The 23550-nt window shown below is 71.8% G+C and carries 23 protein-coding genes; 4 read left to right on the top strand and 19 right to left on the bottom strand.

All coding sequences use genetic code 11. From position 1 onward, the window contains the following. Nucleotides 1-180 precede the first annotated feature (180 nt). Nucleotides 181-1938, bottom strand: a complete 1758-nt coding sequence (gene leuA, locus ACZ3OF_RS05865; RefSeq protein ID WP_361679933.1) for a 2-isopropylmalate synthase — start codon at nt 1936-1938, stop codon at nt 181-183. Between the two features lie 324 nt (nt 1939-2262). Here leuA and ACZ3OF_RS05860 point away from each other — a divergent pair, with 324 nt between their 5' ends. Next, the gene (locus ACZ3OF_RS05860; protein WP_467303062.1) at nt 2263-3339 is read left to right on the top strand and encodes a M4 family metallopeptidase; all 1077 of its coding nucleotides are present in this window, start codon (nt 2263-2265) and stop codon (nt 3337-3339) included. A 12-nt stretch (nt 3340-3351) separates the two neighbouring features. Further along, nucleotides 3352-3615, top strand: a complete 264-nt coding sequence (locus ACZ3OF_RS05855) for a protealysin inhibitor emfourin (protein WP_361679928.1) — start codon at nt 3352-3354, stop codon at nt 3613-3615. 54 nt (nt 3616-3669) lie between these two features. On the opposite strand, the gene era is transcribed toward ACZ3OF_RS05855, so the two are convergent. The 7 genes from era to ACZ3OF_RS05820 all read right to left on the bottom strand — a co-directional run bounded on the left by era (nt 3670) and on the right by ACZ3OF_RS05820 (nt 9961). After that, complete coding sequence (gene era, locus ACZ3OF_RS05850; protein ID WP_389571786.1) at nt 3670-4620, bottom strand: GTPase Era; 951 nt, start codon at nt 4618-4620, stop codon at nt 3670-3672. A gap of 29 nt (nt 4621-4649) precedes the next feature. Beyond that, nucleotides 4650-5597, bottom strand: a complete 948-nt coding sequence (locus tag ACZ3OF_RS05845; RefSeq protein WP_361679925.1) for a WxL protein peptidoglycan domain-containing protein — start codon at nt 5595-5597, stop codon at nt 4650-4652. A gap of 84 nt (nt 5598-5681) precedes the next feature. Next, nucleotides 5682-7016: a WxL domain-containing protein gene (locus ACZ3OF_RS05840; protein ID WP_361679923.1), complete on the bottom strand. Its 1335-nt coding sequence runs from the start codon at nt 7014-7016 to the stop codon at nt 5682-5684. A 204-nt stretch (nt 7017-7220) separates the two neighbouring features. Further along, nucleotides 7221-7694 (bottom strand): hypothetical protein, encoded by a 474-nt coding sequence (locus ACZ3OF_RS05835; protein ID WP_361679920.1) that lies wholly within the window; start codon nt 7692-7694, stop codon nt 7221-7223. Between the two features lie 196 nt (nt 7695-7890). Continuing rightward, nucleotides 7891-8253 carry a cytidine deaminase gene (locus ACZ3OF_RS05830; protein ID WP_361594028.1) on the bottom strand — a complete coding sequence of 121 codons (363 nt, stop codon included), beginning with the start codon at nt 8251-8253 and terminating at the stop codon, nt 7891-7893. A gap of 27 nt (nt 8254-8280) precedes the next feature. Beyond that, nucleotides 8281-9003 (bottom strand): hypothetical protein, encoded by a 723-nt coding sequence (locus ACZ3OF_RS05825; protein WP_361679917.1) that lies wholly within the window; start codon nt 9001-9003, stop codon nt 8281-8283. A gap of 136 nt (nt 9004-9139) precedes the next feature. Further along, the gene (locus ACZ3OF_RS05820) at nt 9140-9961 is read right to left on the bottom strand and encodes a helix-turn-helix transcriptional regulator (RefSeq protein WP_467303791.1); all 822 of its coding nucleotides are present in this window, start codon (nt 9959-9961) and stop codon (nt 9140-9142) included. A gap of 157 nt (nt 9962-10118) precedes the next feature. On the opposite strand from ACZ3OF_RS05820, the gene ACZ3OF_RS05815 reads away from it, so the two are divergent. After that, the gene (locus ACZ3OF_RS05815; protein ID WP_467303055.1) at nt 10119-11507 is read left to right on the top strand and encodes an MFS transporter; all 1389 of its coding nucleotides are present in this window, start codon (nt 10119-10121) and stop codon (nt 11505-11507) included. Between the two features lie 70 nt (nt 11508-11577). On the opposite strand, the gene ACZ3OF_RS05810 is transcribed toward ACZ3OF_RS05815, so the two are convergent. From ACZ3OF_RS05810 to ACZ3OF_RS05790, 5 genes are all read right to left on the bottom strand, one after another. Then, nucleotides 11578-11931, bottom strand: a complete 354-nt coding sequence (locus tag ACZ3OF_RS05810) for an MmcQ/YjbR family DNA-binding protein (protein ID WP_361679908.1) — start codon at nt 11929-11931, stop codon at nt 11578-11580. Then, nucleotides 11921-13228 (bottom strand): hemolysin family protein, encoded by a 1308-nt coding sequence (locus ACZ3OF_RS05805; RefSeq protein ID WP_361679905.1) that lies wholly within the window; start codon nt 13226-13228, stop codon nt 11921-11923. Before ACZ3OF_RS05805 ends, ACZ3OF_RS05810 begins: the two co-directional genes overlap by 11 nt. A 7-nt stretch (nt 13229-13235) precedes the next feature. Beyond that, complete coding sequence (gene ybeY, locus ACZ3OF_RS05800; RefSeq protein ID WP_352187910.1) at nt 13236-13733, bottom strand: rRNA maturation RNase YbeY; 498 nt, start codon at nt 13731-13733, stop codon at nt 13236-13238. Between the two features lie 12 nt (nt 13734-13745). After that, on the bottom strand, nt 13746-14768 hold the full coding sequence (locus ACZ3OF_RS05795) for a PhoH family protein (RefSeq protein WP_361434971.1): 1023 nt from the start codon (nt 14766-14768) through the stop codon (nt 13746-13748). Between the two features lie 106 nt (nt 14769-14874). After that, entirely contained in the window at nt 14875-15990 is a 1116-nt protein-coding gene (locus ACZ3OF_RS05790) for a carbohydrate kinase family protein (RefSeq protein WP_361679902.1), read from the bottom strand. A gap of 258 nt (nt 15991-16248) precedes the next feature. Between ACZ3OF_RS05790 and ACZ3OF_RS05785 the strand changes: the two genes are divergently transcribed. Then, nucleotides 16249-17592: an MFS transporter gene (locus ACZ3OF_RS05785; RefSeq protein ID WP_361679899.1), complete on the top strand. Its 1344-nt coding sequence runs from the start codon at nt 16249-16251 to the stop codon at nt 17590-17592. A gap of 28 nt (nt 17593-17620) precedes the next feature. On the opposite strand, the gene ACZ3OF_RS05780 is transcribed toward ACZ3OF_RS05785, so the two are convergent. From ACZ3OF_RS05780 to ACZ3OF_RS05755, 6 genes are read right to left on the bottom strand one after another with little or no spacing between them, the layout of a single operon-like run. Continuing rightward, nucleotides 17621-18619, bottom strand: coding sequence for an adenosine deaminase (locus ACZ3OF_RS05780; RefSeq protein WP_467303050.1), 999 nt, complete (start codon nt 18617-18619; stop codon nt 17621-17623). 4 nt (nt 18620-18623) lie between these two features. Then, a complete protein-coding gene (locus ACZ3OF_RS05775) occupies nt 18624-19526 on the bottom strand; it encodes a ribonuclease Z (RefSeq protein WP_361679893.1) in 903 nt (300 codons plus the stop codon). Between the two features lie 3 nt (nt 19527-19529). Then, complete coding sequence (locus ACZ3OF_RS05770; RefSeq protein ID WP_361434976.1) at nt 19530-19889, bottom strand: histidine triad nucleotide-binding protein; 360 nt, start codon at nt 19887-19889, stop codon at nt 19530-19532. Nucleotides 19890-19944: 55 nt separating this feature from the next. Next, nucleotides 19945-21033, bottom strand: a complete 1089-nt coding sequence (locus tag ACZ3OF_RS05765; protein WP_467303048.1) for a tetratricopeptide repeat protein — start codon at nt 21031-21033, stop codon at nt 19945-19947. Beyond that, complete coding sequence (locus ACZ3OF_RS05760; RefSeq protein ID WP_361679887.1) at nt 21033-22118, bottom strand: tetratricopeptide repeat protein; 1086 nt, start codon at nt 22116-22118, stop codon at nt 21033-21035. The genes ACZ3OF_RS05765 and ACZ3OF_RS05760 overlap by 1 nt, the downstream gene beginning before the upstream one ends. Beyond that, nucleotides 22115-23458: an ATP-binding protein gene (locus ACZ3OF_RS05755; RefSeq protein WP_467303046.1), complete on the bottom strand. Its 1344-nt coding sequence runs from the start codon at nt 23456-23458 to the stop codon at nt 22115-22117. The genes ACZ3OF_RS05760 and ACZ3OF_RS05755 overlap by 4 nt, the downstream gene beginning before the upstream one ends. Between the last annotated feature and the right edge of the window lie 92 nt (nt 23459-23550).

Genomic DNA, 23550 nt, shown 5'->3' with positions numbered 1-23550 from the left:
TCAGCACCTCGTCGCCAGATCGCCATCGACTTGGCCGAGACACGACACCGCCTCGAGCGGGGTCCGGCGCCGTCGCCGCACCGCAAAGGGGGCCCGTCCGTGTGGACGGGCCCCCTTCGGGCAGTGCCCGGTGTCAACCGGAAAGGGTGACGGTGACCGCCGCCGGGTTTGGGCGGCGGATCAGCGCGCGGAGCGGTTGACCGCCGAGATGACGGCCTTCAGCGAGGCGCGGGTGGTGTTGGCGTCGATGCCGATGCCCCACAGGACCTTGCCGTCGATGGCGCACTCGATGTACGAGGCGGCCTGCGCGGAGGCACCCTCGCTCATCGTGTGCTCCTGGTAGTCCAGCAGTCGGGCGTCCACGCCGACCGCCTGCAGCGCGGCGAAGAAGGCGGAGATCGGACCGTTGCCGGAGCCGGTCAGGACGGTGTCGACGCCGTCGACGACCGCCTCGACGGTCAGGGTGTCGGTGCCGTCCGTGTCGGAGGTGGTCTGGCCGGAGCGCAGCTGGATACGGCCCCAGGCGTTGTCCGGGTTGGGCAGGTACTCGTCCTGGAAGACCGACCAGATCGCGGCCGGCGTGACCTCGCCGCCCTCGGAGTCCGTCATCTGCTGGATGATCTTCGAGAACTCGATCTGCATCCGGCGCGGCAGGTCCAGCTTGTGGTCGTTCTTCAGGACGTACGCGATGCCGCCCTTGCCGGACTGCGAGTTGACCCGGATGACGGCCTCGTAGGAGCGGCCGACGTCCTTCGGGTCGATGGGCAGGTACGGCACGGCCCACTCGATCTCGTCCACGGTCCTGCCCTGGGCGGCCGCGTCGGCCTCCATGGCGTCGAAGCCCTTCTTGATGGCGTCCTGGTGGGAGCCGGAGAAGGCGGTGTAGACCAGGTCGCCCGCGTAGGGGTGGCGCGGGTGGACCTCCATCTGGTTGCAGTACTCGCTGGTGCGGCGGATCTCGTCGATCTGCGAGAAGTCGATCTCCGGGTCGACGCCCTGGCTGAACAGGTTCATGCCCAGGGTCACCAGGTCGACGTTGCCGGTGCGCTCGCCCTGCCCGAACAGGCAGCCCTCGATGCGGTCGGCGCCGGCCATGATGGCCAGCTCGGCCGCCGCCACCGCCGTACCCCGGTCGTTGTGCGGGTGGACGGACAGGCAGACGTGCTCGCGGCGGGTCAGGTTCCGGGACATCCACTCGAACCGGTCCGCGTGCGTGGAGGGCGTCGAACGCTCCACGGTGGCGGGCAGGTTGAGGATGATCTCGCGGCCCTCCTCGGGCTGCCAGACGTCACAGACCGCCTCGCAGACCTCCAGGGCGAAGTCCAGCTCGGTGTCGGTGAAGATCTCCGGGCTGTACTGGTAGCCGAAGACCGTGTCGTCGCCCAGCAGCTTGTCGGCGTACTCCATGACCAGCCGCGTGCCGTCGACGGCGATCTGCTTGATGTCCTCCTTCGAGCCGCGGAAGACGACCCGGCGGAAGGTGGGCGCGGTGGCGTTGTACAGGTGGACGGTGGCGCGCCTGGCACCGACCAGGGACTCCACGGTCCGCTCGATCAGGTCCTCGCGGGCCTGGGTCAGTACGGAGATGGTGACGTCGTCCGGGATCGCGCCCTCTTCGATGATGGAGCGCACGAAGTTGAAGTCGGTCTCGCCTGAGGACGGGAAGCCGACCTCGATCTCCTTGTAGCCCATGCGCACCAGCAGGTCGAACATCTCACGCTTGCGGGCGGGGCTCATCGGGTCGATCAGCGCCTGGTTGCCGTCGCGCAGGTCGGTCGACAGCCAGCGGGGAGCCTTGGTGATGCGCTGCTCGGGCCAGGTGCGATCGGGGATGTGCACGGCCTCGTACCGGCCGTACTTGTGGATCGGCATGCCGGACGGCTTCTGCGTCCGGGTGGCGTTGGTGATGGGCGTCGGGCGGCCAACGGGCTGGGACATCGCGTGGGGCTCCTCGGATCCGGGAGTGGGGGTCCCCCTGCTCGAACGAAGCCGAGAGCTTGGGGGAGGCCGACTTTGGCGCAACACCAGGTCCCGCGGGGAGGGGGTCGGCCTACGACTACAGGCCCTCGCCGCGGCAGCTAAGGAGAAGCAGCCCGAAACGCATGATGTGCCGCAGCCTAGCTCAGGTCCGCGGAGCGCGGACGTCCTGTTCAGTATGCGGGACGGCCGGACCGACAATACGAAAGGGTGACGAATCACTCCATTTCGCGGATCATGGTCGCCCCTAGTGACAGTCGCGTGACCCAGTGCCACATTGCTGGCATGACCTCCCCCGCGTACGTCCCCGCCCACCCGGTCTTCTGCACGATCGTGCCGCCGCATCTGCTGGAGCACCTGGCCTCGTCCGCCGACCCCGCCGTCGCCGCGGCCGCCCGGCGCACCCTGGTCGCCGACGCGATGAACCGGACCAGCCGCGTCCTCTCCCAGCCGGCCGTGACCCGGTCCGCCGGACCCACGGAGCCGGCGGAGCCGGCCCGCCCCCGCCGCACGGTGTACGACGCGGAGAACGGCACGGACCTGCCGGGCACCGTGGTCCGCGAGGAGGGCCAGGAGGCCACCGGGGACGCCACCGTCAACCGCGCGTACGCCGGGCTCGGCGCCACCTTCGACCTCTTCCTGAAGGGCTTCGGCCGGGACTCGATCGACGGCGCGGGGCTGCCGCTCCTGGCGACGGTCCACTACGACCGGAACTACGGCAACGCCTTCTGGAACGGCGAGCAGATGGTGTTCGGCGACGGCGACGACGAGATCTTCCTCGACTTCACGCTGCCGGTGGACGTGATCGGCCACGAGCTGGCGCACGGCTTCACGCAGTACACGGCGAACCTGGAGTACTTCAGCCAGTCGGGCGCGCTCAACGAGTCCGTCTCGGACGTCTTCGGCTCCCTCGTGAAGCAGTACACGCTCGGCCAGAACGCGCAGGACGCGGACTGGCTGATCGGCGAGGGCCTGTTCCACCCCGACGTCGAGGGGACGGCGCTGCGGTCGATGAAGGCGCCGGGCACGGCGTACGACGACGACGTCCTCGGCAAGGACCCCCAGCCGGGCCACATGGACGACTACGTCCGCACGAGCCGGGACAACGGCGGGGTGCACATCAACTCGGGCATCCCGAACCACGCCTTCTACCTCGCGGCGACCGAGCTGGGCGGCAAGGCCTGGGAGCGGGCGGGGCAGATCTGGTACGACGTGATGACGGGCGGGGCGCTCACCCCCGAGACCCGGTTCTCCGAGTTCGCGGCGGCGACGGTGGCGGCGGCGCGGGAGCGGTACGGGGACGGGGAGGAGATCCAGGCCGTGCTGAAGGCCTGGGGGGCTGTCGGCGTGCCGACGGACTGATAGACCAGGGCCATGCGTATTCGAGTGCGGCGCACGGGCGGCTTCGCGGGCATCGAACGGTCGGCCGAGGTGGACACCTCCGGCCGGCCGGACGCCGGGGACTGGCACGCGCTGGCCGTCGCCGTCCTGCGGGACGGGGACGGCGGCGCCGGGGGTGTGCCGGACGGTTTCTCGTACGAGATCACGGTCGACGACGAGACGGTCCGCTGCCGCGACCCACGCCTGACGGAGTCGCAGCGCGCCCTGATCGCGAAGGTCCTGAAGGAAGGCGCCTGACCCCGGCGGTCGGCCGCCGGCCGGCCTGGGGCGCGTCGGGGCGCGATACGGGCGTCAGAAGCCGAGCTTGCGGAGCTGCTTGGGGTCGCGCTGCCAGTCCTTCGCGACCTTCACATGGAGGTCGAGGAAGACCGGGGTCCCGAGCAGCGCCTCGATGTGCTTGCGGGACTTCATCCCGACCTCCTTCAGGCGGCTGCCCTTCGGGCCGATGATGATCCCCTTCTGGCTGGGGCGCTCGATGTAGACGTTCGCGTGGATGTCGAGGAGCGGCTTGTCCGCCGGGCGGTCCTCGCGCGGGATCATCTCCTCGACCACCACCGCGATCGAGTGCGGCAGCTCGTCCCGTACGCCTTCCAGCGCCGCCTCGCGGATCAGCTCCGCGACCATCACCATCTCCGGCTCGTCCGTGAGGTCGCCCTCGGGGTAGAGCGGCGGGGACTCCGGCAGGAGCGGGATCAGCAGGTCCGCGACGAGCTGGACCTGCTTGTCGCCGACGGCCGAGACCGGCACGATCTCCTGCCACTCGAAGCCCAGCTCCTTGCCGAGCTGGTCGACGGCGATGAGCTGCTCGGCGAGCGTCTTGGAGTCGACCAGGTCGGTCTTGGTGATGATCGCGACCTTCGGGGTCTTCTTGATCCCGGCGAGCTCCTTGGCGATGAAGCGGTCGCCGGGGCCGAGCTTCTGGTCGGCGGGCAGGCAGAAGCCGATCACGTCGACCTCGGCCCACGTCGTGCGCACGACGTCGTTCAGGCGCTCGCCGAGGAGCGTGCGCGGCTTGTGGAGGCCGGGCGTGTCCACGAGGATCAGCTGCGCGTCCGGGCGGTGCACGATGCCGCGCACCGTGTGCCGGGTGGTCTGCGGCCGGTTGGAGGTGATCGCCACCTTCTGGCCGACCAGAGCGTTCGTGAGGGTGGACTTGCCCGCGTTGGGGCGGCCGACGAAGCAGGCGAAGCCGGCCCGGTGGACGGCTTCGGATTCTTGGTTACGAGCGCTCATGGGGGCCATTCTCCCCGATGCGGGACGTCGTCACGTACTCAGTGCCTCCCTGAGCCCCTGCGACGCCGGACCCGCAGCCCGATCAGCGCCGCCGCTCCCCCGGCGAGCACGGCGGCCGCGGCGAGCCAGGGCAGCGCGAGGAAGGAGGCCCGCCCGGACTCCCGGACGTCCTTCGCGGTGGCCGTGAGGGTCACCTCGCCCCAGTCGAACTGCGGCGACCCGGTCCACCGCTCGGTGAGCCGGATCTTCTGGCGGGGCAGCAGCTCGGAGGGGATCTTCGCCAGATCGCGGGCGAGCAGGGTGCGGCCGAAGACGCCCTCGGCGCGCAGGGCGACCCTGGGGTTGAGGGTGACGTTGCCGCGGTTGTGGAGCGTGTACGAGATCAGGGCGGTGCTCGTACCGGCGCCGGGGACCAGCGGCCGGTCCTGGTCGAGGGTGACGTCCTCGACGGCGAGGGCGGGGACGGTCGGGCCGTCGACCCGGAGGTAGACCCTGGCTCCTACGGCCCGCTGGACGCCGACGGCGACCGAGCCCTGTCCGCCGGCCTCCACGCGCTCGTCGAGGGCGACGACGGCGCCGGGGTGGTCGCCGGGCTCCGCGTCCTCGGGGACGGTCAGGGTGTACGGCACGGTGACGGAGGAGCGGGCCGGGACGGTGACGCGGGTACGGGCGGGCTTGATCCAGGCACCGGCGCCGGTCTGCTTCTCCTGGCTGGTGCGGATGGCGAAGCCGCCGTCGCGTTCGGTGTTGTAGGCGTCGGCGCCGTAGAGCCGGAAGGTGAGGGGAGCACCGGTCTTGTTGGCGACGGTGACCTCGTCGGTCACCGTCGTGCCGGGGTCCGCGGAGAGGTAGAAGTACGGCCGGCTGCCGAGCTGGGAGGCGGCCGGGTAGACGGCCCACTCGCCGTTGTCGGCGGCCCGGGCGGACGGAGCGGCGAGCAGCACGAGCGCCGCCGCGACGAGGAGGACGTACAGCTTGGTGCGCACGGTGCGGACCCTCCCGGGGGTCGGAGCGGGGTTCGGAGCGGGCCGACCGGGTGCGCGCCCGGCCCGCTGTGTGCGTACCGCGGATCAGCTGAGCGTGAGCGTCAGGACGCCCGCGTACGAACCGGGCGCGGTGAACGCCGGGACGTCGAGGGAGACCTTGGCGTCGACGGTGAACTCACCACCGGTGAGCGCGCCGTTCGGGGTCGAGGCGAGGGTGGCCCCGCCGCTGCCGACCGTTCCCGCCGAGCCGGGGACGCAGGTGCTCGGGCTGCCGGCCTTCGTGGTGCAGGCCGGGGTCCAGCTGAGGGCTCCGGCGCCGATGGAGCCGCCGGGGCCGGTGAAGTCGGTGACCTTGCCGGTCAGGGACCAGCCCGCGGGGCCGCCGCGGAAGTCCTTGACCGTCACCGTCCTCAGATCGCCGGTCGCCGCGCCGCCCTGGCCGAAGTCGACGGACGACAGCTGGACGGCGTCACCGGCCTGGGTCATCGACAGTGTGCCCGCCGTCACCGCCGCGGTGAGCTTCTGGCTGTTCGGCGGCTGCGGGGTGTCGTCGATGACGGTGTACGCGGCCGGTCCCGCGCCCTTCTCCGCGTCCCAGGCCGTCCCCTCGTACGCCACGATTCCGGTGGTCGCCTTGTCGTTGACCTTCAGTCGGGCGACGAATCCGCCCTCGCTGTCGGCCGTGACGGTCATCTTGTCGGCGGTCTCCGCCGCGCCGGACCGGCCGACGACGGTGACCTCGGCGAGCGGGGTGAACTTGGCGCCGGTCACGGTGACCCGGACGCCCGGTGCGCCGGAGGCCGCGTCGAGCGCGATGTTGCGCTCGTTGGCACCCGGCTGCGCGCTCGCGACGACCGTCTCGGAGACGGGGGCGGGCGGGTTCAGGACGGTACAGGGGGTGTCCAGCTCCATGATGTAGCTGGTGTGGATGTTGTAGTCGCCGGGCGAGAGGCTGATCGAGCCGGGCGCGGTGACCGTGAACGTACCGGTCATCGAGAACGACGGGAACGTGCCCTTGCCGGGGACGGGCGGATTCTTCTTGGGGCCGGTGACGGTGACCGCGCCGGACTGGGCGCCGCCGAGGACGACCTTGCCGCTCGGGGTCATGATGTCGGCCGGGAGGGCCAGGTCGACGGGGTTCGACGCGGCGGGCTTGGTGACCGTGTAGGTGACCGTGACGGTGTCGCCGACCTTGGGCGTGGGCTTGTCGACCGTGATCTCTGCCGTCGTGGTGCCTTCGATCGGCGGGATGCCGGCGATCGGCGGCGGGACGCAGCGGGTCATGAAGTCCACGGCCTGGGACGCGGGCCCCAGCGCGCCGGCCGGAGACGCCAGCGCGCCTCCGACGCCGAACACCAGGGCGGCGGTCCCGATGGCGGCGGTCCAGCGCCGTCTTCGGGGCGGGTTTCTCAAAGCCATGTGTGCCCCCTCCTGAGGGATGAGAGGGCGCCATTGACGACCGAGCGTGAGGAGAAGTCAATGGAATCGAAATGCACCGACTGATGGCCCATCAGATGCTGTCAAGATCGACGTTTTGCCTGGTCAGGCGCGTGCGCAACACAGGTACCGGCGCCGCGCGAGGCGACGCCGGTGAAGGTGCGACAGGTGGGACGGGGCGGCCCGTCAGAAGACGAACGGCCCGGGCGACTGCGAGGTGACCGCGTCACAGTTCACGGTCACGCCGAAGATCGTCATCTTGAGTGCGATGCCCGCGAAGTACGAGTTGAGACTGTCGCCGGCGGCCACGGTCCCACTCAGCGGACCGATGGTGACGGACTGGTTCGCCGCCAGAGCCGGGTTCTTGGTGCCGCTGAAGACGCGGGTACCGCCCCCGCCCTTGGCCATCGTCAGCTGAGCGTTGATGGTGTCGGCGCCGACCGCGACCGGCGTCTTGACGGCGGAGGTGAGGGTGATCGTCGCGGCCGTGCCGCTCTGCGTGGCCTGGAGGGTGGCGAGCCCGCCGCCCCAGAACCCGCAGTCGTACGTGGCCGTGGCGGTGCCCGGCGTCACGGCGGCGGCCGCCGGGGCGAAGGCGAGTCCGGTCACGGCGAGCGCGCCCGCGAGGACGGCACCGATTCCTAAGTTGCTGCCTCTCATGAGGTCGTACCCCTTCCGGTGAAGCACGCAGGGGTGCGGACGCTGCGTGAAGGCGTCGATCTGACGGTCCGTCGGACGGACCGCTGTCATTGACGCGCACCTGGCCTGGGAAGACAAGAGACGGTTCGTTGATTTTTCACAAACGCGCAAAGGGGGCCCGGCATTCTGCCGGGCCCCCTTCGGGTCCGTCTGGGCCTCAGCCCGCCGTGACCGCCGCGCGCAGCTGCCCGTCGGGCCCCGCGAGGAGCACGGGGGTGTCCGGACCGCCGAGGTCGCGCACCGCCGCGCGGTCCTCGTCCGACGCGGCGTCGGCGTTCGAGACGACGGCCGCGGCCTCCAGGGACTGGGCGCCACTGGCCACGGCCATCGCGACCGCGGTCTGGAGCGCGCTCAGCTTGAGCGACTCCAGGGCCACGGTCCCGGCCACGTACGTGCGGCCGGTCTCGTCCCGTACCGCCGCGCCCTCGGGCACACCGTTGCGGGCGCGGGCGCTGCGCGCCAGCGTGATGATCTTGAGGTCCTCGGCGCCGAGGCCGCCGTGGTCAGGCTGAATCGTCATGCCCCGAGGATAGGTCGGGGCCCGGGATCAGCTCTGCGCGCCCTTCACGAACTTGTCGGCGGCGAGCTTGGCGAGGGCGTCGAAGTCCTTCTTGGCGGTGGCGGCGTCGGCGAGGTGCAGGAACCGCAGCACACCGGTGCCCTGGCGGGCGACGACGAGGTTCGGCTCGATCTTGATGCCGGGCGCGACCTCCATCGAGAGGGTGAAGGCGTGCGCCTCCTCGACCCCCTGCGGGGCGGTGATCTTCTTGACCGTGGACTTCATCTTGTTGCCCTCGATCTCGACCGTGAACTCGGTGCAGCCGGCCAGCGCGGTGCCGACCTTCTTGGTGAAGTCGGCCGCGCCGGTACCGGCGAAGGTCACGATCTCCTCACTGAGCTCGGCCTCGCTCTCGCCCACGGTGAAGTCGACGCTCGCGCCCTTGGTGGCGCCGGCGATCTCGTCGCCCATCACATCGGCGAACGGCTGGCACTCCGGCTTGTCGGCCTTGTAGACGTCCGTGGACGGCTTCGTCGTGGTGTCCTTCCAGCCCGACGGCAGGTCCTTCAACACCAGGATGCCGGCCTTCATCTGCGCGGCCGTCAGCGGAGTGGCGGGCGCCGGAGCCGCCGACGTCTGTCCGGCAGCCGGCTTGTCGGCCGCCTTGTCCTTGGTGTCCTTGGCGTCGCCCGATCCACCGCACGCGGCGACGAGGGAGAGCGCGGAGACGGTGAGAGCGGCGGCCAGGCCGTGGCGAATGCGAGTACGCATGGTGGAAAGGCCCCTTGTGGGTGCGAGTGACGTGGCAAACCGGCACCGGAGGGAGGGGGACGGCCGGATCGCGAGGAGGATATACGCCACCTGTGACATTCCTGTGCGCAGGGGGCCTCCCGGGCGGCCGCTCCGGTCAGCCCGCGATCGGGTACATCGCCCCGCGCCGGCCCTCGGGGGAGACCAGCCAGGTCAGCTTCGCCTCCGTGTCCGCCGCCGGCAGCGGGGTGTGCATGACGATCGTCAGGTCGGGGCGCGCGGGCACCCGCAACTGCGTCGACTCCAGGTGCAGCTCGCCCACCACCGGATGCCCGATCTCCTTGCGGATCTGGCCGCCCGGGGCGATGTCCCGCCGCTCCCACAGCTCCGCGAACTCCGCGCTCGCCTCCTTCGCCTCCTCCACCACCGCGCGGAAGCCGTCGTCGTCCGGGCACTCCGAGCACGCGGCCCGGAACTGGGCGACGACCTGCGGCGCGAGGCGCTCCCAGTCGGCCGACCGGGAGCGGTAGAGCGGATCGGTGAAGAAGGAGATGAGGCAGTTCTGCGAGATCTCGGGCCGCATGCCCAGGACGACCGACGCCGAGTCGTTGTACATGATCGTGTTCCAGTACACGTCCATGATGTGCGCCGGGAACGGCATCCACGCGTCGATCAGCCGCCGCAGCCCCGCGCACATGTCCCGCGCCGCCGGATCGACCTCGGGCGCGGGCGGGTTGAGGGCGGCGAGGACGTACAGATGGCGGCGCTCCGCCGCGCTGAGCCGCAGCACCCGGGCGACCGCGTCGAGGACCTGGGGCGAGACCGTGATGTCCCGGCCCTGCTCCAGCCACTGGTACCAGGAGACCCCGACGCCCGCGAGGACGGCGACCTCCTCGCGGCGCAGGCCGGGTGTGCGGCGCCGGGCCCCGCCGTCCGGGAGGCCGGCCTCGGCCGGCGTGACCCGGGCCCGACGGCTCATCAGGAACTCGCGCAGTTCGGCCAGTCGGTGTGCCTTGGCAGCGTCGTTCTCGACCGCAGTGACCACGGCTGCTTCCTCCCCCTGGATGCCTGGTGGTGCGACCAACAGGATAAGTACCCGCTCCCCACGGATGTTCCCGCGCTCCGAGGGTGGGGGCATGCCAACGACCCTCACTCCCCCGTCCCCGACCCGGCCGGCCCTGACCGGCCGTGCCCGGCTGATCCTCTTCGTGCTGTGCGCCGCCCAGTTCATGGTGGCGCTCGACTTCTCCGTACTGAACGTGGCGCTGCCCGTGCTCGGCGCCGACCTCGGGATGAGCCCGTCCGCGCTGCAGTGGGCGGTGACCGCGTTCGCCCTGCCGTCCGGCGGGTTCCTGCTGCTCTTCGGCCGGATCGGCGATCTGTACGGCCGCAGGAAGCTGTTCCTCGCGGGGCTGGCCCTCTTCGGGGCGGCCTCGCTGCTCGCGACCTTCGCCTGGGACCCGGCCTCGTTCCTGACCGCGCGTGCCCTGCAGGGCCTCGGCGCGGCGGCGATCGTGCCGACCGGCATGTCGCTGCTGACCACCACGTTCGCCGAGGGGCCGCAGCGGGACCGGGCGCTCGGCATCTCCGGCACGCTGATGTCCCTGGGCTTCACGATCGGCATGGTGCTCGGCGGTGTCATGACCGACACGCTGGGCTGGCGCTCCACGATGGGCGTGCTCGCTCTGTTCAGCGCGGTCGTGCTGCCGCTCGCGCCCGGCCTGCTGCCCGAGTCGCGGACCTCGGACCGGCCCCGGCTTGACGTGCCGGGCGCGGTGACCGTGACCGGTGGACTGCTCGCCGTGATCTACGCCCTGTCGACGGCGGCCGAGCGCGGTTTCGGCGGTACGGACGTCCTGGTCACCCTGGTGCTGGGCGTACTGCTCCTCGCGGCCTTCGTGGTGTTCGAGTCCCGGCACGAGGCCCCGCTGGTCTCGCTGCCGATGCTGCGCCGGCGGACGGTGGCCTTCGGCAATCTGGGCGGGCTCGTGACCTTCTCGATGATGTCCACGGTCGTCTTCGTCCTGACCCTGTACCTCCAGGAGACGCTGGGGCTCTCGGCCTTCGGCACCGGCCTGGTCTTCGGGGTGCAGGGCGTCCTGTCGGTGCTCGCCGGTTCGGTCGCGTCGAAGGTCATCGGCCGGTTCGGCGCCCGCCGCACGCTGGCGCTCTCCCTGCTGGGCCAGGGCGTGTTCGTGGCGATGCTGCTCGGCCTCGGCACGGAGTCGGGCGCGGTGTTCGCGACGGTCGGCGTCTCCTTGGCGAGCATGTGCCACCTCGGCGCCATCATCGCGTACGGCGTGACCGTCACCTCCGGCGTCCCGGACGAGGAACAGGGCCTGGCGACCGGCCTGGTGACGACGACCCAGCAGGTCGGCATCACCGTCGGCATCCCCCTGCTCGGCGTCCTGGCGACGACCGGCCCGAGCCTGTACGACGGGGTGCGCACGGTCCTCGCCGTCGACGCGGCGATCGTCCTGGCGGCGGCGCTCCTGATCGCCCTGGGCCTGCGCCGCAAGGCCTAGGCGCCCGGGCGCCTCCGGCTAGGCGCCCGGGCCTGGGCCCCCGGGCCGGAGTCTCCCGGCCGTGGAGCCTCTACGGCCGGTCGAGGCGGAGGCGGACCGTCTTCGGGAGCCCCGCGACCACCAGGTCGTACGAGTCCTCGACGAGCTCCCGGACCATGCGGTCCGGGAGCCCGCCGACGGTCACCGTGTTCCAGTGGCGCTTGTTCATGTGGTAGCCGGGTGCGACCGCCGGGTACTCCTCGCGGAGCCGGACCGCCTCGTCCGGATCGCACTTGAGGTTGATCCGCAGCGGTTCGCCGTCGAGCCAGGACAGCGCGAACATCTTCCCGGCGACCTTGAAGACGGAGGTGTCCGGCCCGAAGGGGAACTCCTCCGTCGCGTCGTTGAACTCCAGGCAGAAGGCGCGCAGCTGGTCAGGCGTCATCCCCGGTCCCTTCGGATGCGGCCGGCACGGGCTCCACGAGCACCGTCACGATCTTGTTCCGGCGGCCCGCGGGGGACTCGGCGGTCAGCCGCAGCGAGCGCCCGTCGGGCAGCTCCACGACCGCCTTGGCGCCCGAGATCGGCACGCGGCCGAGCGCCTTGGCGAGGAGTCCGCCGACGGTCTCCACGTCCTCGTCGTCGTACTCGTCCGGGCCGAATCCGTACAGCTCGCCCAGATCGCCGATGTCGAGGCGCGCGGTGACCCGGTAGCGGTCGTCGCCCAGCTCCTGGACCGGCGGGAGTTCGCGGTCGTACTCGTCGGTGATCTCGCCGACGATCTCCTCCAGGATGTCCTCGATCGTGACGATCCCGGCCGTGCCGCCGTACTCGTCGATGACGACGGCGACGTGGTTGCGCTCCTGCTGCATCTCCCGAAGCAGGTCGCCCGCGTTCTTGGTGTCCGGCACGAAGGCGGCCGCCCGCATCGCCGTCGACACGAGGTCGGCCTCGGCGTCGCGGTTGATGTGCGTCTTGCGGACCAGGTCCTTCAGATACACGATGCCGACGATGTCGTCCTCGTTCTCACCCGTGACCGGGATCCGCGAGAAGCCGGAGCGCAGCGCGAGCGTGAGCGCCTGACGGACGGTCTTGTACCGCTCGATGCAGATGAGATCGGTGCGCGGCACCATGACCTCCCGTACGAGCGTGTCGCCGAGCTCGAAGACGGAGTGCACCATCCGGCGCTCGTCGTCCTCGATCAGCGACTCCTGCTCGGCCAGGTCGACCATGGCCCGCAGCTCGGCCTCGGAGGCGAAGGGGCCCTTGCGGAAGCCCTTGCCGGGGGTGAGGGCGTTGCCGATGAGGATGAGGAGCTGCGGGATCGGGCCCATGATGCGGGCCAGCGGCAGCAGGACGTACGCGGAGGCGGTCGCCGTGTTCAGCGGGTGCTGCCGGCCGATGGTGCGCGGGGAGACGCCGACAGCCACGTACGAGACGAGCACCATCACCGCGATGGCGACGAGCAGGGCCTGCCAGGTCTCGGTGAACTCCTCCAGGCAGGCGTACGTGACGAGGACGCCGGCCGCCATCTCGCAGGCGACGCGGACGAGCAGCGCCACGTTGAGGTAGCGCGTCGGGTCGGAGGCGACCTGCGCCAGCTTCTCGGCGCCGCGCCGCCCGGACCGTACGGCCTCGGCGGCGCGGAAGCTGGAGACGCGGGCGATACCGGCCTCGGCGCAGGCGGCCAGCCAGGCGACGATGACCAGGCCGACGGCACCGAGGATGAGTGATGCGTTCATCGGGGGCTCAGGAGACGGTCGGCGCCGGGGAGGGGCCGGTCAGGCCCTTCTCCGCGCGCCAGCCGTCGACGATCGCCGCCTGGAGGCCGAACATCTCGGCCTTCTCGTCGGGCTCCTCGTGGTCGTAGCCCAGCAGGTGCAGCACTCCGTGGACGGTGAGGAGCTGGAGCTCCTCGTCCATGGAGTGCTGCGTCGGCGCGTCCTTGCCCTGCTGGGTGGCGACCTCGGGGCAGAGCACGATGTCACCGAGGAGGCCCTGCGGGGGCTCCTCGTCGTCCTTCGTCGGCGGGCGCAGCTCGTCCATCGGGAACGACATGACGTCCGTCGGGCCCGGCAGGTCCATCCACTGGATGTGGAGCTGCTCCATCGCCTCGGCGTCGACGACGATCACCGAGAGCTCGGAGAGCGGGTGGATGCGCATCCGCGCGAGCGCGTAGCGGGCGATGTCGAGGATCGCCTGCTCGTCGACCTCGGTTCCGGACTCGTTGTTGACGTCGATCGACATGGTGCTTCTCTGCTACTTCCCGTTGCGGCTGTCGTACTGCTCGTACGCGTCGACGATACGGCCGACGAGCTTGTGCCGGACGACATCCTGGGAGGTGAGCATCGAGAAGTGGACGTCCTGGACCCCGTCCAGGATCTCCCGGACCTGGCGAAGACCGCTCTTCGTGCCGCCCGGCAGGTCGACCTGGGTGATGTCACCGGTGATGACGATCTTGGATTCGAAGCCGAGGCGGGTGAGGAACATCTTCATCTGCTCGGGGTTCGTGTTCTGCGCCTCGTCGAGGATGATGAACGCGTCGTTGAGCGTCCGTCCTCGCATGTACGCCAGCGGCGCGACCTCGATCGTGCCCGAGGCCATCAGCTTCGGGATCGAGTCGGGGTCGAGCATGTCGTGCAGCGCGTCGTAGAGCGGCCGCAGGTACGGGTCGATCTTCTCGTAGAGCGTGCCGGGCAGGAAGCCGAGCCGCTCGCCCGCCTCGACGGCCGGCCGGGTCAGGATGATCCGGGTGACCTGCTTGGACTGCAGGGCCTGGACCGCCTTGGCCATGGCCAGATACGTCTTGCCGGTACCGGCGGGGCCGATGCCGAAGACGATCGTGTGCTTGTCGATCGCGTCGACGTACCGCTTCTGGTTGAGGGTCTTGGGGCGGATGGTGCGGCCGCGGCTGGAGAGGATGTTCTGCGTGAGCACCTCGGCCGGGCTCTCCTGGCCGTCCTCCGCCTTGCCGTTCTCGCTCGCCCTGAGCATGGCGATCGAGCGTTCCACTGCGTCCTCCGTCATCGGCTGCCCGGTGCGGAGCACCAGCATCATCTCGTCGAACAGTCGCTGGATGAGGGCGACTTCCGTCGCCTCGCCCACTGCGCTGACCTGGTTGCCCCGGACATGGATGTCGGCCTTCGGGAACGCCTTCTCGATCACACGCAGGAGTGCGTCACCGGAGCCGAGAACGGTCACCATCGGATGCTTGGCGGGGACGGTGAAGTGGGCGCGGGCCTCGCCCGGCGCGCCATTGGGGGCTGTGGGTGTCTGAGTCATGGGCCGGCACTGTGGCCTGCACATACCTCCCGTTGCAGGGTTCTCGCTGCTCGACAACCTCTGGGATACCAAGCCTACGACTTGTCACCGACACGGCCGAAGGCTTTTAGAGCTGCGCTGCCCTGAAGCCGATCGTCGGGACCGCGCGGCGCAGGGGCCAGGGGCGGGTCGCGGCCGGGAGCAGCCGCTCCAGGAAGGCGTACCGGTCGCGCAGGGCCTCCGGGTCCTGGCAGACGTGCTCCTGGACGTGCTCCCACCAGGTGGCGACCTCGCCCCAGCCGGGCGCGGAGAGCGAGCCGCCGAACTCCTGGACGGAGAGCGCGGCGATCAGCCCGGCGAAGGCCAGCCGGTCGGCGAGGGGCCAGCCCGCGAGGGTGCCGGTGACGAATCCGGCCACGAATACGTCTCCGGCGCCGGTCGGGTCGAGGGCGGAGACCTCGATGGCGGGCACCTCGGCGGTCTCGCCGGTGGCGCCGTCGACCGCGTACGCGCCCTCCGCGCCCAGGGTGACCACGGCGTAGCGGACCTTGTCGGCGAGCGCGCGGGCGGCGGCCCTCGGGCAGTCGGTGCGGGTGTAGCGCATGGCCTCCTGGGCGTTGGGCAGGAAGGCCTCGCAGTGCTCCAGGTCGGCCAGTCCGTTCAGGTCCCAGCGGCCGGTGTCGTCCCAGCCGACGTCGGCGAAGACCTTCGCGCCGCCCCGCGCCGCCTGGGCGACCCATTCCTCGCCGCGGCCCGGTACGAGCGAGGCGACGGCGGCCCGGGCGTGCGGCGGATAGGCGGGCAGGGCGCCGTCCAGGGGCGGGGCCTCGTGGCCGTGGGAGACCATCGTGCGCTCGCCCTCGTACGCCATGGAGACGGTGACCGGGGAGTGCCAGCCGGGCACGGTCCGGGAGAGCGAGAGGTCGATGCCCTCGCCCTGCTCCAGGGCGTCCCAGCAGTACTCGCCGTAGTGGTCGTCCCCGAAGGCGGCGGCGAGCGAGGTGCGCAGGCCGAGGCGGGCGAGGGCGGTGGCCATGTTGGCGACGCCGCCGGGGCTGGAGCCCATGCCCCTGGCCCAGGACTCGGTGCCGCGCACGGGGGCGCAGTCGAGGCCGGTGAAGATGATGTCGAGGAAGACCGTGCCGGTGAGGAAGACGTCGCAGGCGGGGTCGGTGGGCTCGCGCAGACGCACCAACGGGTCGACGCCCGCGTCGTGTTGGTGGTCTCCCCTTGGTGTGGTCACGGCAGGCTCCCCGAACGTGGTGCGGATCAGGTCAAGTGTGCCCGACGGGGCCTGAGTGGCGGGTGCGGCGAGAGCAAAATCGCTCGCGCCTACCCGGGGAATCAGACCCCAAACCCATAGTGACTCAGATCACATTCCGAATGCGGGGTTTCCATCCCTTTCGGGGTTCTCGGGACCCTCACGTGCTTGATACATATGTCCCGCGATCCCGTGCAACACCGGGCGCCCCTCCCCTCCCTCCCGTTCTCTGGAACGCCCATGTTGTCGCGCCCGCGTGCCCTGGGGCCTCTTGTCGCCCTGTTCACGGCCGGTTATCTCGCTCCGTACCTGCTCCCGACCGTCGTCGGCAGACTCTCCGCCGGGCTCGGCCTCACCCCGGCCCAGGCGGGCCTGGTCGGCTCCGTGCTGCTCCTCGCCTCCGCCTCGGCCGGCTTCACGCTGGCCGCGCGCGTGGAGCGGCTCGGCCCACGCCGGGCGGCCCGCATCGGCCTCCTCGCGATGGTCGCCGGCTACGGCTCGGCGGCGCTGACCACGAGCGTTCCGCTGGTGGTCGGCGGCGCGGTCGTGGGCGGCTTCGGCTCCGGTACGACGCTGGCGGTGGCCGCGGCCGGCATCGCGGCCCAGCGGGACCCCCACCGGGCGTCGACGCTCGGCCTGCTCGCGGTCTCGGCGACGGCCGGCGCGCTCTACCTCTCGCTCCCCCACCTCGGCAGCGGCCATGCGCTGCCGTTCGCGTCCATCGCGTTCGCGGCGGCACTGGTCTGGCCGCTGACGGGCGGCCTCGCGGGCGGCTCCGCGGGTGGGATCAGGCGCCCGGTCGCGGAGCCCGCCAAGGGCGGGGGCGCGGGATCCCCGCTCCCCCACCGGCGCTCCGGCCTCGTGCTCGCCGGGGCGATCCTCTGCTGGTCCTTGGCGCAGAACGCGCTCTGGGGTGTGAGCGGCCGGATCGGGCTCACCCAGGCCGGACTGAGCGAGGTCACCGTCGGTGCCGTCTTCGCCCTGGCGCTCGGGGCCGGACTCGCGGGCGTCACGGCCGCAGGGGCGCTCGGCTCGCGGATCGGCCGGGCCGTGCCGGTCGGGGCGGGCACGGTGATCATCGCCGTGTGCGTGCTGGTCAGCTCGCGCGCGGAGAGCCTGCCCGCCTTCGCGACCGGCGAGATCCTCTGGAACGTCTTCTACCCGGTCGTCCTGTCGTACCTGCTCGGTCTCGCCGCATCCCTCGACCCGCGCGGCCGCTGGGCCGTGCTGGTGGGATCGGCGTCCTCCCTGGGCGTGGCCTGCGGCCCGGTCACCGGCAGCGTCCTGTCCGAGCAGGCCGGCTACCCCGGCATGGGCCTGGTCCTGTGCGTCCTGCTCCTGCTGGTGGCGGTCCCGATGACGGCGGTCGCCCTGCACACCTCCGGGCGTCCGCTGGTCCCCGGCTCCGTCCGCCGCCGCGGCGGCGCCCCGGCGGCGGTGCTGGCGGGTACGACGACCGCCGCGACGGGCCTGGTGCCGCAGATGGGCGCCCGGGAGCAGGAGGTCACCGAGATCCCGGTCCCCGCCCGACGCCGCGCCGACCGCCGCGCCTTCCGCCTGGCCCGCCCGAGCGACCGGGGCTGAGGGCAGCGGCCCCGGCCCGCACCCCGCCCTACTCCGCGTCGAAGTCGTACGCCTCGACCTCGGCCAGGTACCGCGCCCTGCGGTCCTCGTCGTCGTCGAGGAACGACGCCTCGAAGGAGTTGCGCGCCAGCGTCCGCAGCTGTTCCCGGTCAAGACCCAGCGCGCCCCGCACCGCGTCGAACGTGTCGCCCACGTAGCCGCCGAAGTACGCCGGGTCGTCGGAGTTGACCGTCGCCATCAGGCCGGCGCCCAGCATCGCCGCCAGCGGGTGGTCCTCCAGGACGTCGATCGCCCGGAGGCGTACGTTCGACAGCGGGCAGAGCGTGAGCGGCACCCGCTCCCGCACGAGCCGCTCCACCAGTTCCGGGTCCTCCATGCAGCGCAGCCCGTGGTCGATCCGCTCCACCCCGAGGACGTCCAGCGCCTCGCGGATGTACGCCGGCGGGCCCTCCTCGCCCGCGTGGGCGACCTTGCGCAGACCGAGCGCCTCGGCCGCCGCGTACACCTCGCGGAACTTCGACGGCGGGTGGCCCACCTCCGCCGAGTCCAGACCGACGCCCGTGAGCCGGTGCAGATACGGCCGCGCGGCCTCAAGCGTCGCCATCGCCGACTCGGCGGACTCGTCGCGAAGGAAGCACATGATCAGCCGCGTCGACACGCCGTGCCGCTCCTCGGCCCGGTCGAGGGCGCGGGCCAGCCCCTCGATCACCGTCCCGATCGGCACCCCGCGGGCGGTGTGGGCCTGCGGGTCGAAGAAGATCTCCGCGTGCCGCACGCCCTGCGCCGCGGCCCGCGCCAGATACGCGTCGGCCAGCTCGCCGAAGTCCTCGGTCGTGTGCAGGACGGCCATCAGCTCGTAGTACAGGTCCAGGAAGGACTGCAGATCGCTGAAGAGGTACGCCTCGCGCAGCTCCTCGGTGTCCGCGTACGGCAGGGTGACGCCGTTGCGCGCGGCGAGCGCGAACGCCAGCTCGGGTTCGAGGGTGCCTTCGATGTGAAGGTGGAGTTCGGCCTTGGGGAGGGGCATGGATCTATCTTTTCGGTAGGGGGACCCTCATGAGGTCCTGGGCAATGCTCAGCTCGCCGTCGAACCCGGCCGCCCGCGCCTGCCGTTCGAACTCGGCGGGATCGCCGTACCGCTGCGAGAAGTGGGTCAGCACGAGGTGCCGCACCCCCGCGTCGCGTGCGACGGCGGCGGCCTGGCCGGCCGTCAGATGGCCGTGGTCGGTGGCGAGCCGGACGTCCTCGTCGAGGAAGGTCGACTCGATGACGAGCATGTCGGCGCCCTCGGCGAGCGCGTGCACGCCGTCGCAGAGCCGGGTGTCCATGACGAACGCGAACCGCTGCCCGCGCCGGACCTCGCTGACCTCGTCCAGCGTCACCCCGTCCAGGGTTCCCTCGCGCTGGATCCGGCCGATGTCCGGGCCCTTGATGCCGTGCGCGGCGAGGCGCTCGGGCAGGATGCGGCGCCCGTCGGGCTCGGTGATCCGGTAGCCGTACGACTCCACCGGGTGCGAGAGCAGGTACGCGTCGAGGGTGTACGCGTCGGTCACGGCGAGGGGCCCGTCGGCGGCCACCGGGGCCTCCGCCAGCTTCACCGTCTCGCGGTAGGCCGTCGCGTACCGCAGCCGCTCGAAGAACCGCTGCCCGCTCGCCGGGTAGTGCGCGGTGACGGGGTGCGGGACCTGGTCGAGGTTGATCCGCTGGATCACCCCGGCCAGGCCGAGCGAGTGGTCTCCGTGGAAGTGCGTGACGCAGATCCGGTCGATGTCGTGCGCGGCGACCCCGGCCCCCAGCATCTGCCGCTGGGTGCCCTCGCCGGGATCGAACAGGATGCCCTGGCCGTCCCAGCGCAGCAGATAGCCGTTGTGGTTGCGGTGCCGGGTCGGGACCTGGCTGGCGGTCCCGAGCACGACGAGTTCACGTACGGACACGGCTTATCCGGGGGGCCAGTTGAGGCCGCGGCCGCCGAGGACGTGCGCGTGGGCGTGGAAGACGGTCTGGCCCGCACCGACGCCGGTGTTGAAGACGATCCGGAAGCCGGTGCCGTCGACCTTCTCCTGCGCGGCGATCTCTCCGGCCTCGCGCAGCACGTCGGCGGCGATGGTCGGCGCGGCGGCGGCGAGGCTGGCGGCGTCGGGGTAGTGGACGCGCGGGATGACGAGCACGTGCGTGGGCGCCTGCGGGTTGATGTCCCGGAAGGCGAGGGTGGTCTCCGTCTCGCGCACGATCGTCGCCGGAACCTCCCCGTCCGCGATCTTGCAGAACAGGCAGTCGCTCTGCGGCTCTCCGGCCATGGCCCGGGCCTCCTCGCCTTGGATGATCGGTTACTCCGGCATCGTATCGGCCGTGTCACCGGCCGCGCTCGGCCGCGGGGGCGCGGCGCTGCAGGGCGGAACGGCTCACCCAGTACGTGATGATCACGGCCCAGAAGCACGGGAAGCCGAGCGCCACGACGACGGAGGGACCCAGCGTCCCCACGACCATCGACACCACCGAGTGCAGGGCGAGCAGTCCGACGGAGATCGCCATGGCGAGCACGGGTCGGCAGTTGCGCGCGACGAGGAGCAGCGGGCGGCGCAGCCGCGGCGGGATGCGCCGGGCCATCCACACCGCCCAGCCGGCCCAGCCGCCGACGAGGACGACCGCGCCGATCAGGTACGGGACGAGGGCATCCGCGCCCGACCCGCCGTTCCGCAGCGGCGCCCCGCCGAGGCCGGCGGCGAAGAAGCCGAGCAGGGCCACCCAGCGGGCGCCCGCGGCGGTGCCCCAGGCCATGGTCTCCAGGTTGTAGCGGGCCTGCCGGTCGTTCATGTCGAGCGCCGCGGACTCGACGAAGCCCTCGGCGGCCTTCGTCCACGCCCCGGGCCGGAGCCAGCGGCGGCGCAGATGCAGCAGGGAGAGGTTGTTGTGCGCCTCGCTGTTCTCCGGGTTGAGGCGCAGCGCCGTCTCGTAGGCCTGCTGGGCGACGCGGTGGTTGCCGGTGCGGTGGGCGGTGAGGCCGACGAGGAAGTGCGCGTCGCTCTCCTCGGGGGCGAGCGCGACGGCGGCCCGGGCCGCCTCGTACCCCTCGCGCCGGCGCTCGACGCGGACGGACCGGTCGAGGACGGTGCCGAGGGCGTAGTGGCTGCCCCAGTACTGCGGGGCGAGTTCGACGGCGTACCGGGCGGACCGCTCCGCCTCCTCGTACCGCTTCAGCGCGAGCAGGACGTGGGTACGCATCAGCCAGGCCGGCAGCGAGTCGGGGTCGGCGCGCAGAGCCGCCTCGACCGAGTCGAGGGCCTCCTGCTCGCGAGACAGCCGGTGCCGGCAGCGGGCCAGCAGGACGTGCGCGGCGGCGTCCTGAGGGTCGGTGGTCAGATGCTGGGCGGCGAGCGCGGCGGCCTGCTCGTACCGGCCGACGTCGAAGAGTGCGTCGGCCCGGTCCAGCGCGGGGCTCATCAGACCTTGTTCCGGTCGTGCGTGATGCTGAGCAGGTTCGGTACGAGTCCGAGCCAGAACAGGACCTGGGGAACGGTCCGGTCGGTCCACGGCACGAGGACGATCAGCAGGGCGCAGAGCGTGGCCAGGACAGCCTGCCCGAGGACGACCCGGGGCCAGAACAGCCGCCGCACGAGGGCGCGTACGGTCAGCTGGGCGCCGGTGCGCATCCGCTGATAGCGCCGCAGGGCGCCGAAGCCCCACACCGCCGCCATCAGCGCGAGCGCCCAGAGCCGGGTGCCGAGGTGGACCGGGAGTTCCTTCGCGTCCTCGCCGTCCGTCGGGAAGATGTCGACGACGACGCCCGCCATGACCAGGCAGAGCAGCGCGAGCCACCGGGTGCCTCGCAGCATCCGGTAGACGGCCTTGTCGAGGTCCCTGCGGAGCCAGTTGGCGTCGGGCGCGGCGGCGAGACCGCCGGCGTACAGGTCGGCCGCCTGCGCGACGGAGGTGCCGGGCTTGGCGGCCTCCTCCTCGGTGGCCATCGTCACGGCGAGGGTGTTGGTGGGGTCGATCCGCAGGAGCTGCCGGACGGCCTCGTCCGCGAGGTCGGGGCGCCGGTTGAAGAGGGCGAGCTTGTACAGGGCCTCCCACGCGCGGGTCTCGTCCGGTCCGAGCCGGACGGCCTCCTGTGCCTCCGCGAGCCCCTCGACGACCGCCGCCGCGTCGCCTCCGGGGAACCGGTCTCTCACGAAGGGCATCAGCTCGGCGCGCACGGCACGCGGCGCCCAGTAGTGCGGGTCGAGACGGATGGTCTCCCGCATCGCCTCTTCGGCGTCGTGGGGCCGCCCCGCCCGGCGCAGCGCGACACCGCGGATGTAGTGCCCGAAGGCGAAGTCGGGTGCGTAGGTCAGCGCCGCGTCCGCAGCTGCGAGGCCCTCGGCGGGCCGCTCCTCGGCGATGAGGCAGCGAGCGAGCAGCAGCAGGGCGTGGTGGTCGTCGGGGGCCTCGGCGATGTACCGGGCGACCCGTTCCCGGCTCTCGCCGTACCGGCCCATGTCGTACAGCAGCTCGGCCTGTTCGAACTGCGGGTGCTTCACGCTCACAGCTTCCGCTTCTTCTTCAGATAGGTGACCAGGTCGTCGTACATGCCTCCGTCGTTGGCGAACATCGCCACGTTGCGGGCGGAGGCGAACCAGGACTCGCTGGACGGCTTGATCTGCTTGGCCGCGCCCAGCAGGTCCTTCATGTTGATCATGCGTACGGTGCCGGTGCGGGCGGAGTCGAGGAGCGCGGACTCGGCGGCTGTCTCGCACAGATGGGCGAGGTCGGCGCCGGAGAAGTCCTCGGTGATCTTGACGAGTCTGCCGAGGTCGACCGACTCGATGGGCCGTTCGCGCAGGTGGTAGCGGAGGATCGCCTCGCGGGCCGGGGCGTCGGGCGGCAGCACGAGCAGGGTGCGGTCGAGGCGGCCGGGGCGGCGCAGCGCGAGGTCCACGTCCCAGGGCACGTTGGTGGCGGCGAGCACGAAGACGCCCTCGTTCTCCGCCCCGTCGACGCCGTCGAGCTCGGTGAGGAGCTGGTTGACGACGTTGCGCAGCCCGCCGTGGTGCGTACGGGAGCGCTTGGCGCCGAGGGCGTCCAGCTCGTCGAGGAAGACGACACAGGGGGCCTGGGCGCGGGCGGTCTCGAAGATGTCGTGGACGTTCTTCTCGGACGTGCCGATGTACATGTCGAGGATGTCGGCGAGCGAGATCGATATGAAGCTCGCCCCGAGCTCACCGGCGACGGCGCGGGCGATGAAGGTCTTGCCGCAGCCGGGCGGCCCGTAGAGGAGGAGGCCGCCGCGCAGGGACTTGCCGTACAGCTTGCGGAGTTCGGGGTTGCGCATGGGGGCGAGGAACGCGGCCTCCAGGCGGTCCTTGACCTCCTGCATGCCCCCGACGTCGGCGAGGCGTACGGAGCCGGGGGCGTCGACGTCCCAGGCGGAGGCGTCCCCTGGGTCGCCGCTGCCGTCGGCGGTGAGCGGCTGCTCCAGGTCGTCGCCGGTACCGCTGCCGCTCTCGACGAACCGGGGCCCGACCAGGTCCCCGACCTCCTGCTCGGCCGCCCTCCAGTCGAAGGGGGAGGGCTGGGCAGGGGTCCCGGGGCCCTCCGGGACCGCGGCGGTCGCGGGGGCCGCCTCGGTCGCGGGGGCCGCCTCGCTCGTGGCGGGCGCGGCGGCTTCCTCGGTCGCGGCGGGCAGTCCCATCGCGCGCACCATCAGCGCACGGGCCGCCCGGTCGCCCGGCGCGTGCTGGAGCGCCACGGCGGCCTCCGTGACGGCCTCGTCGCCGCGCCCCTCGGCGAGGAGCAGTTCGGCGAAGTGGAGCCGCAGGGGCACGTCTTCGGGCGCGGCGGCGACCGCGGCGCGCAGACTACGGATCAGGGGAGACTCGTCGGACATGCGGTCACCCTATGAACCGGCCCACCGTCCGCGCCCACCGGGTTGCCGAAATCCTGGTTGCCGGACCACCGGGTTCCCGGCCTACGGTGGGC

Source organism: Streptomyces sp. NPDC022552 (assembly GCF_055561875.1).
This window is presented reverse-complemented; position numbering and strand designations above follow the sequence as displayed.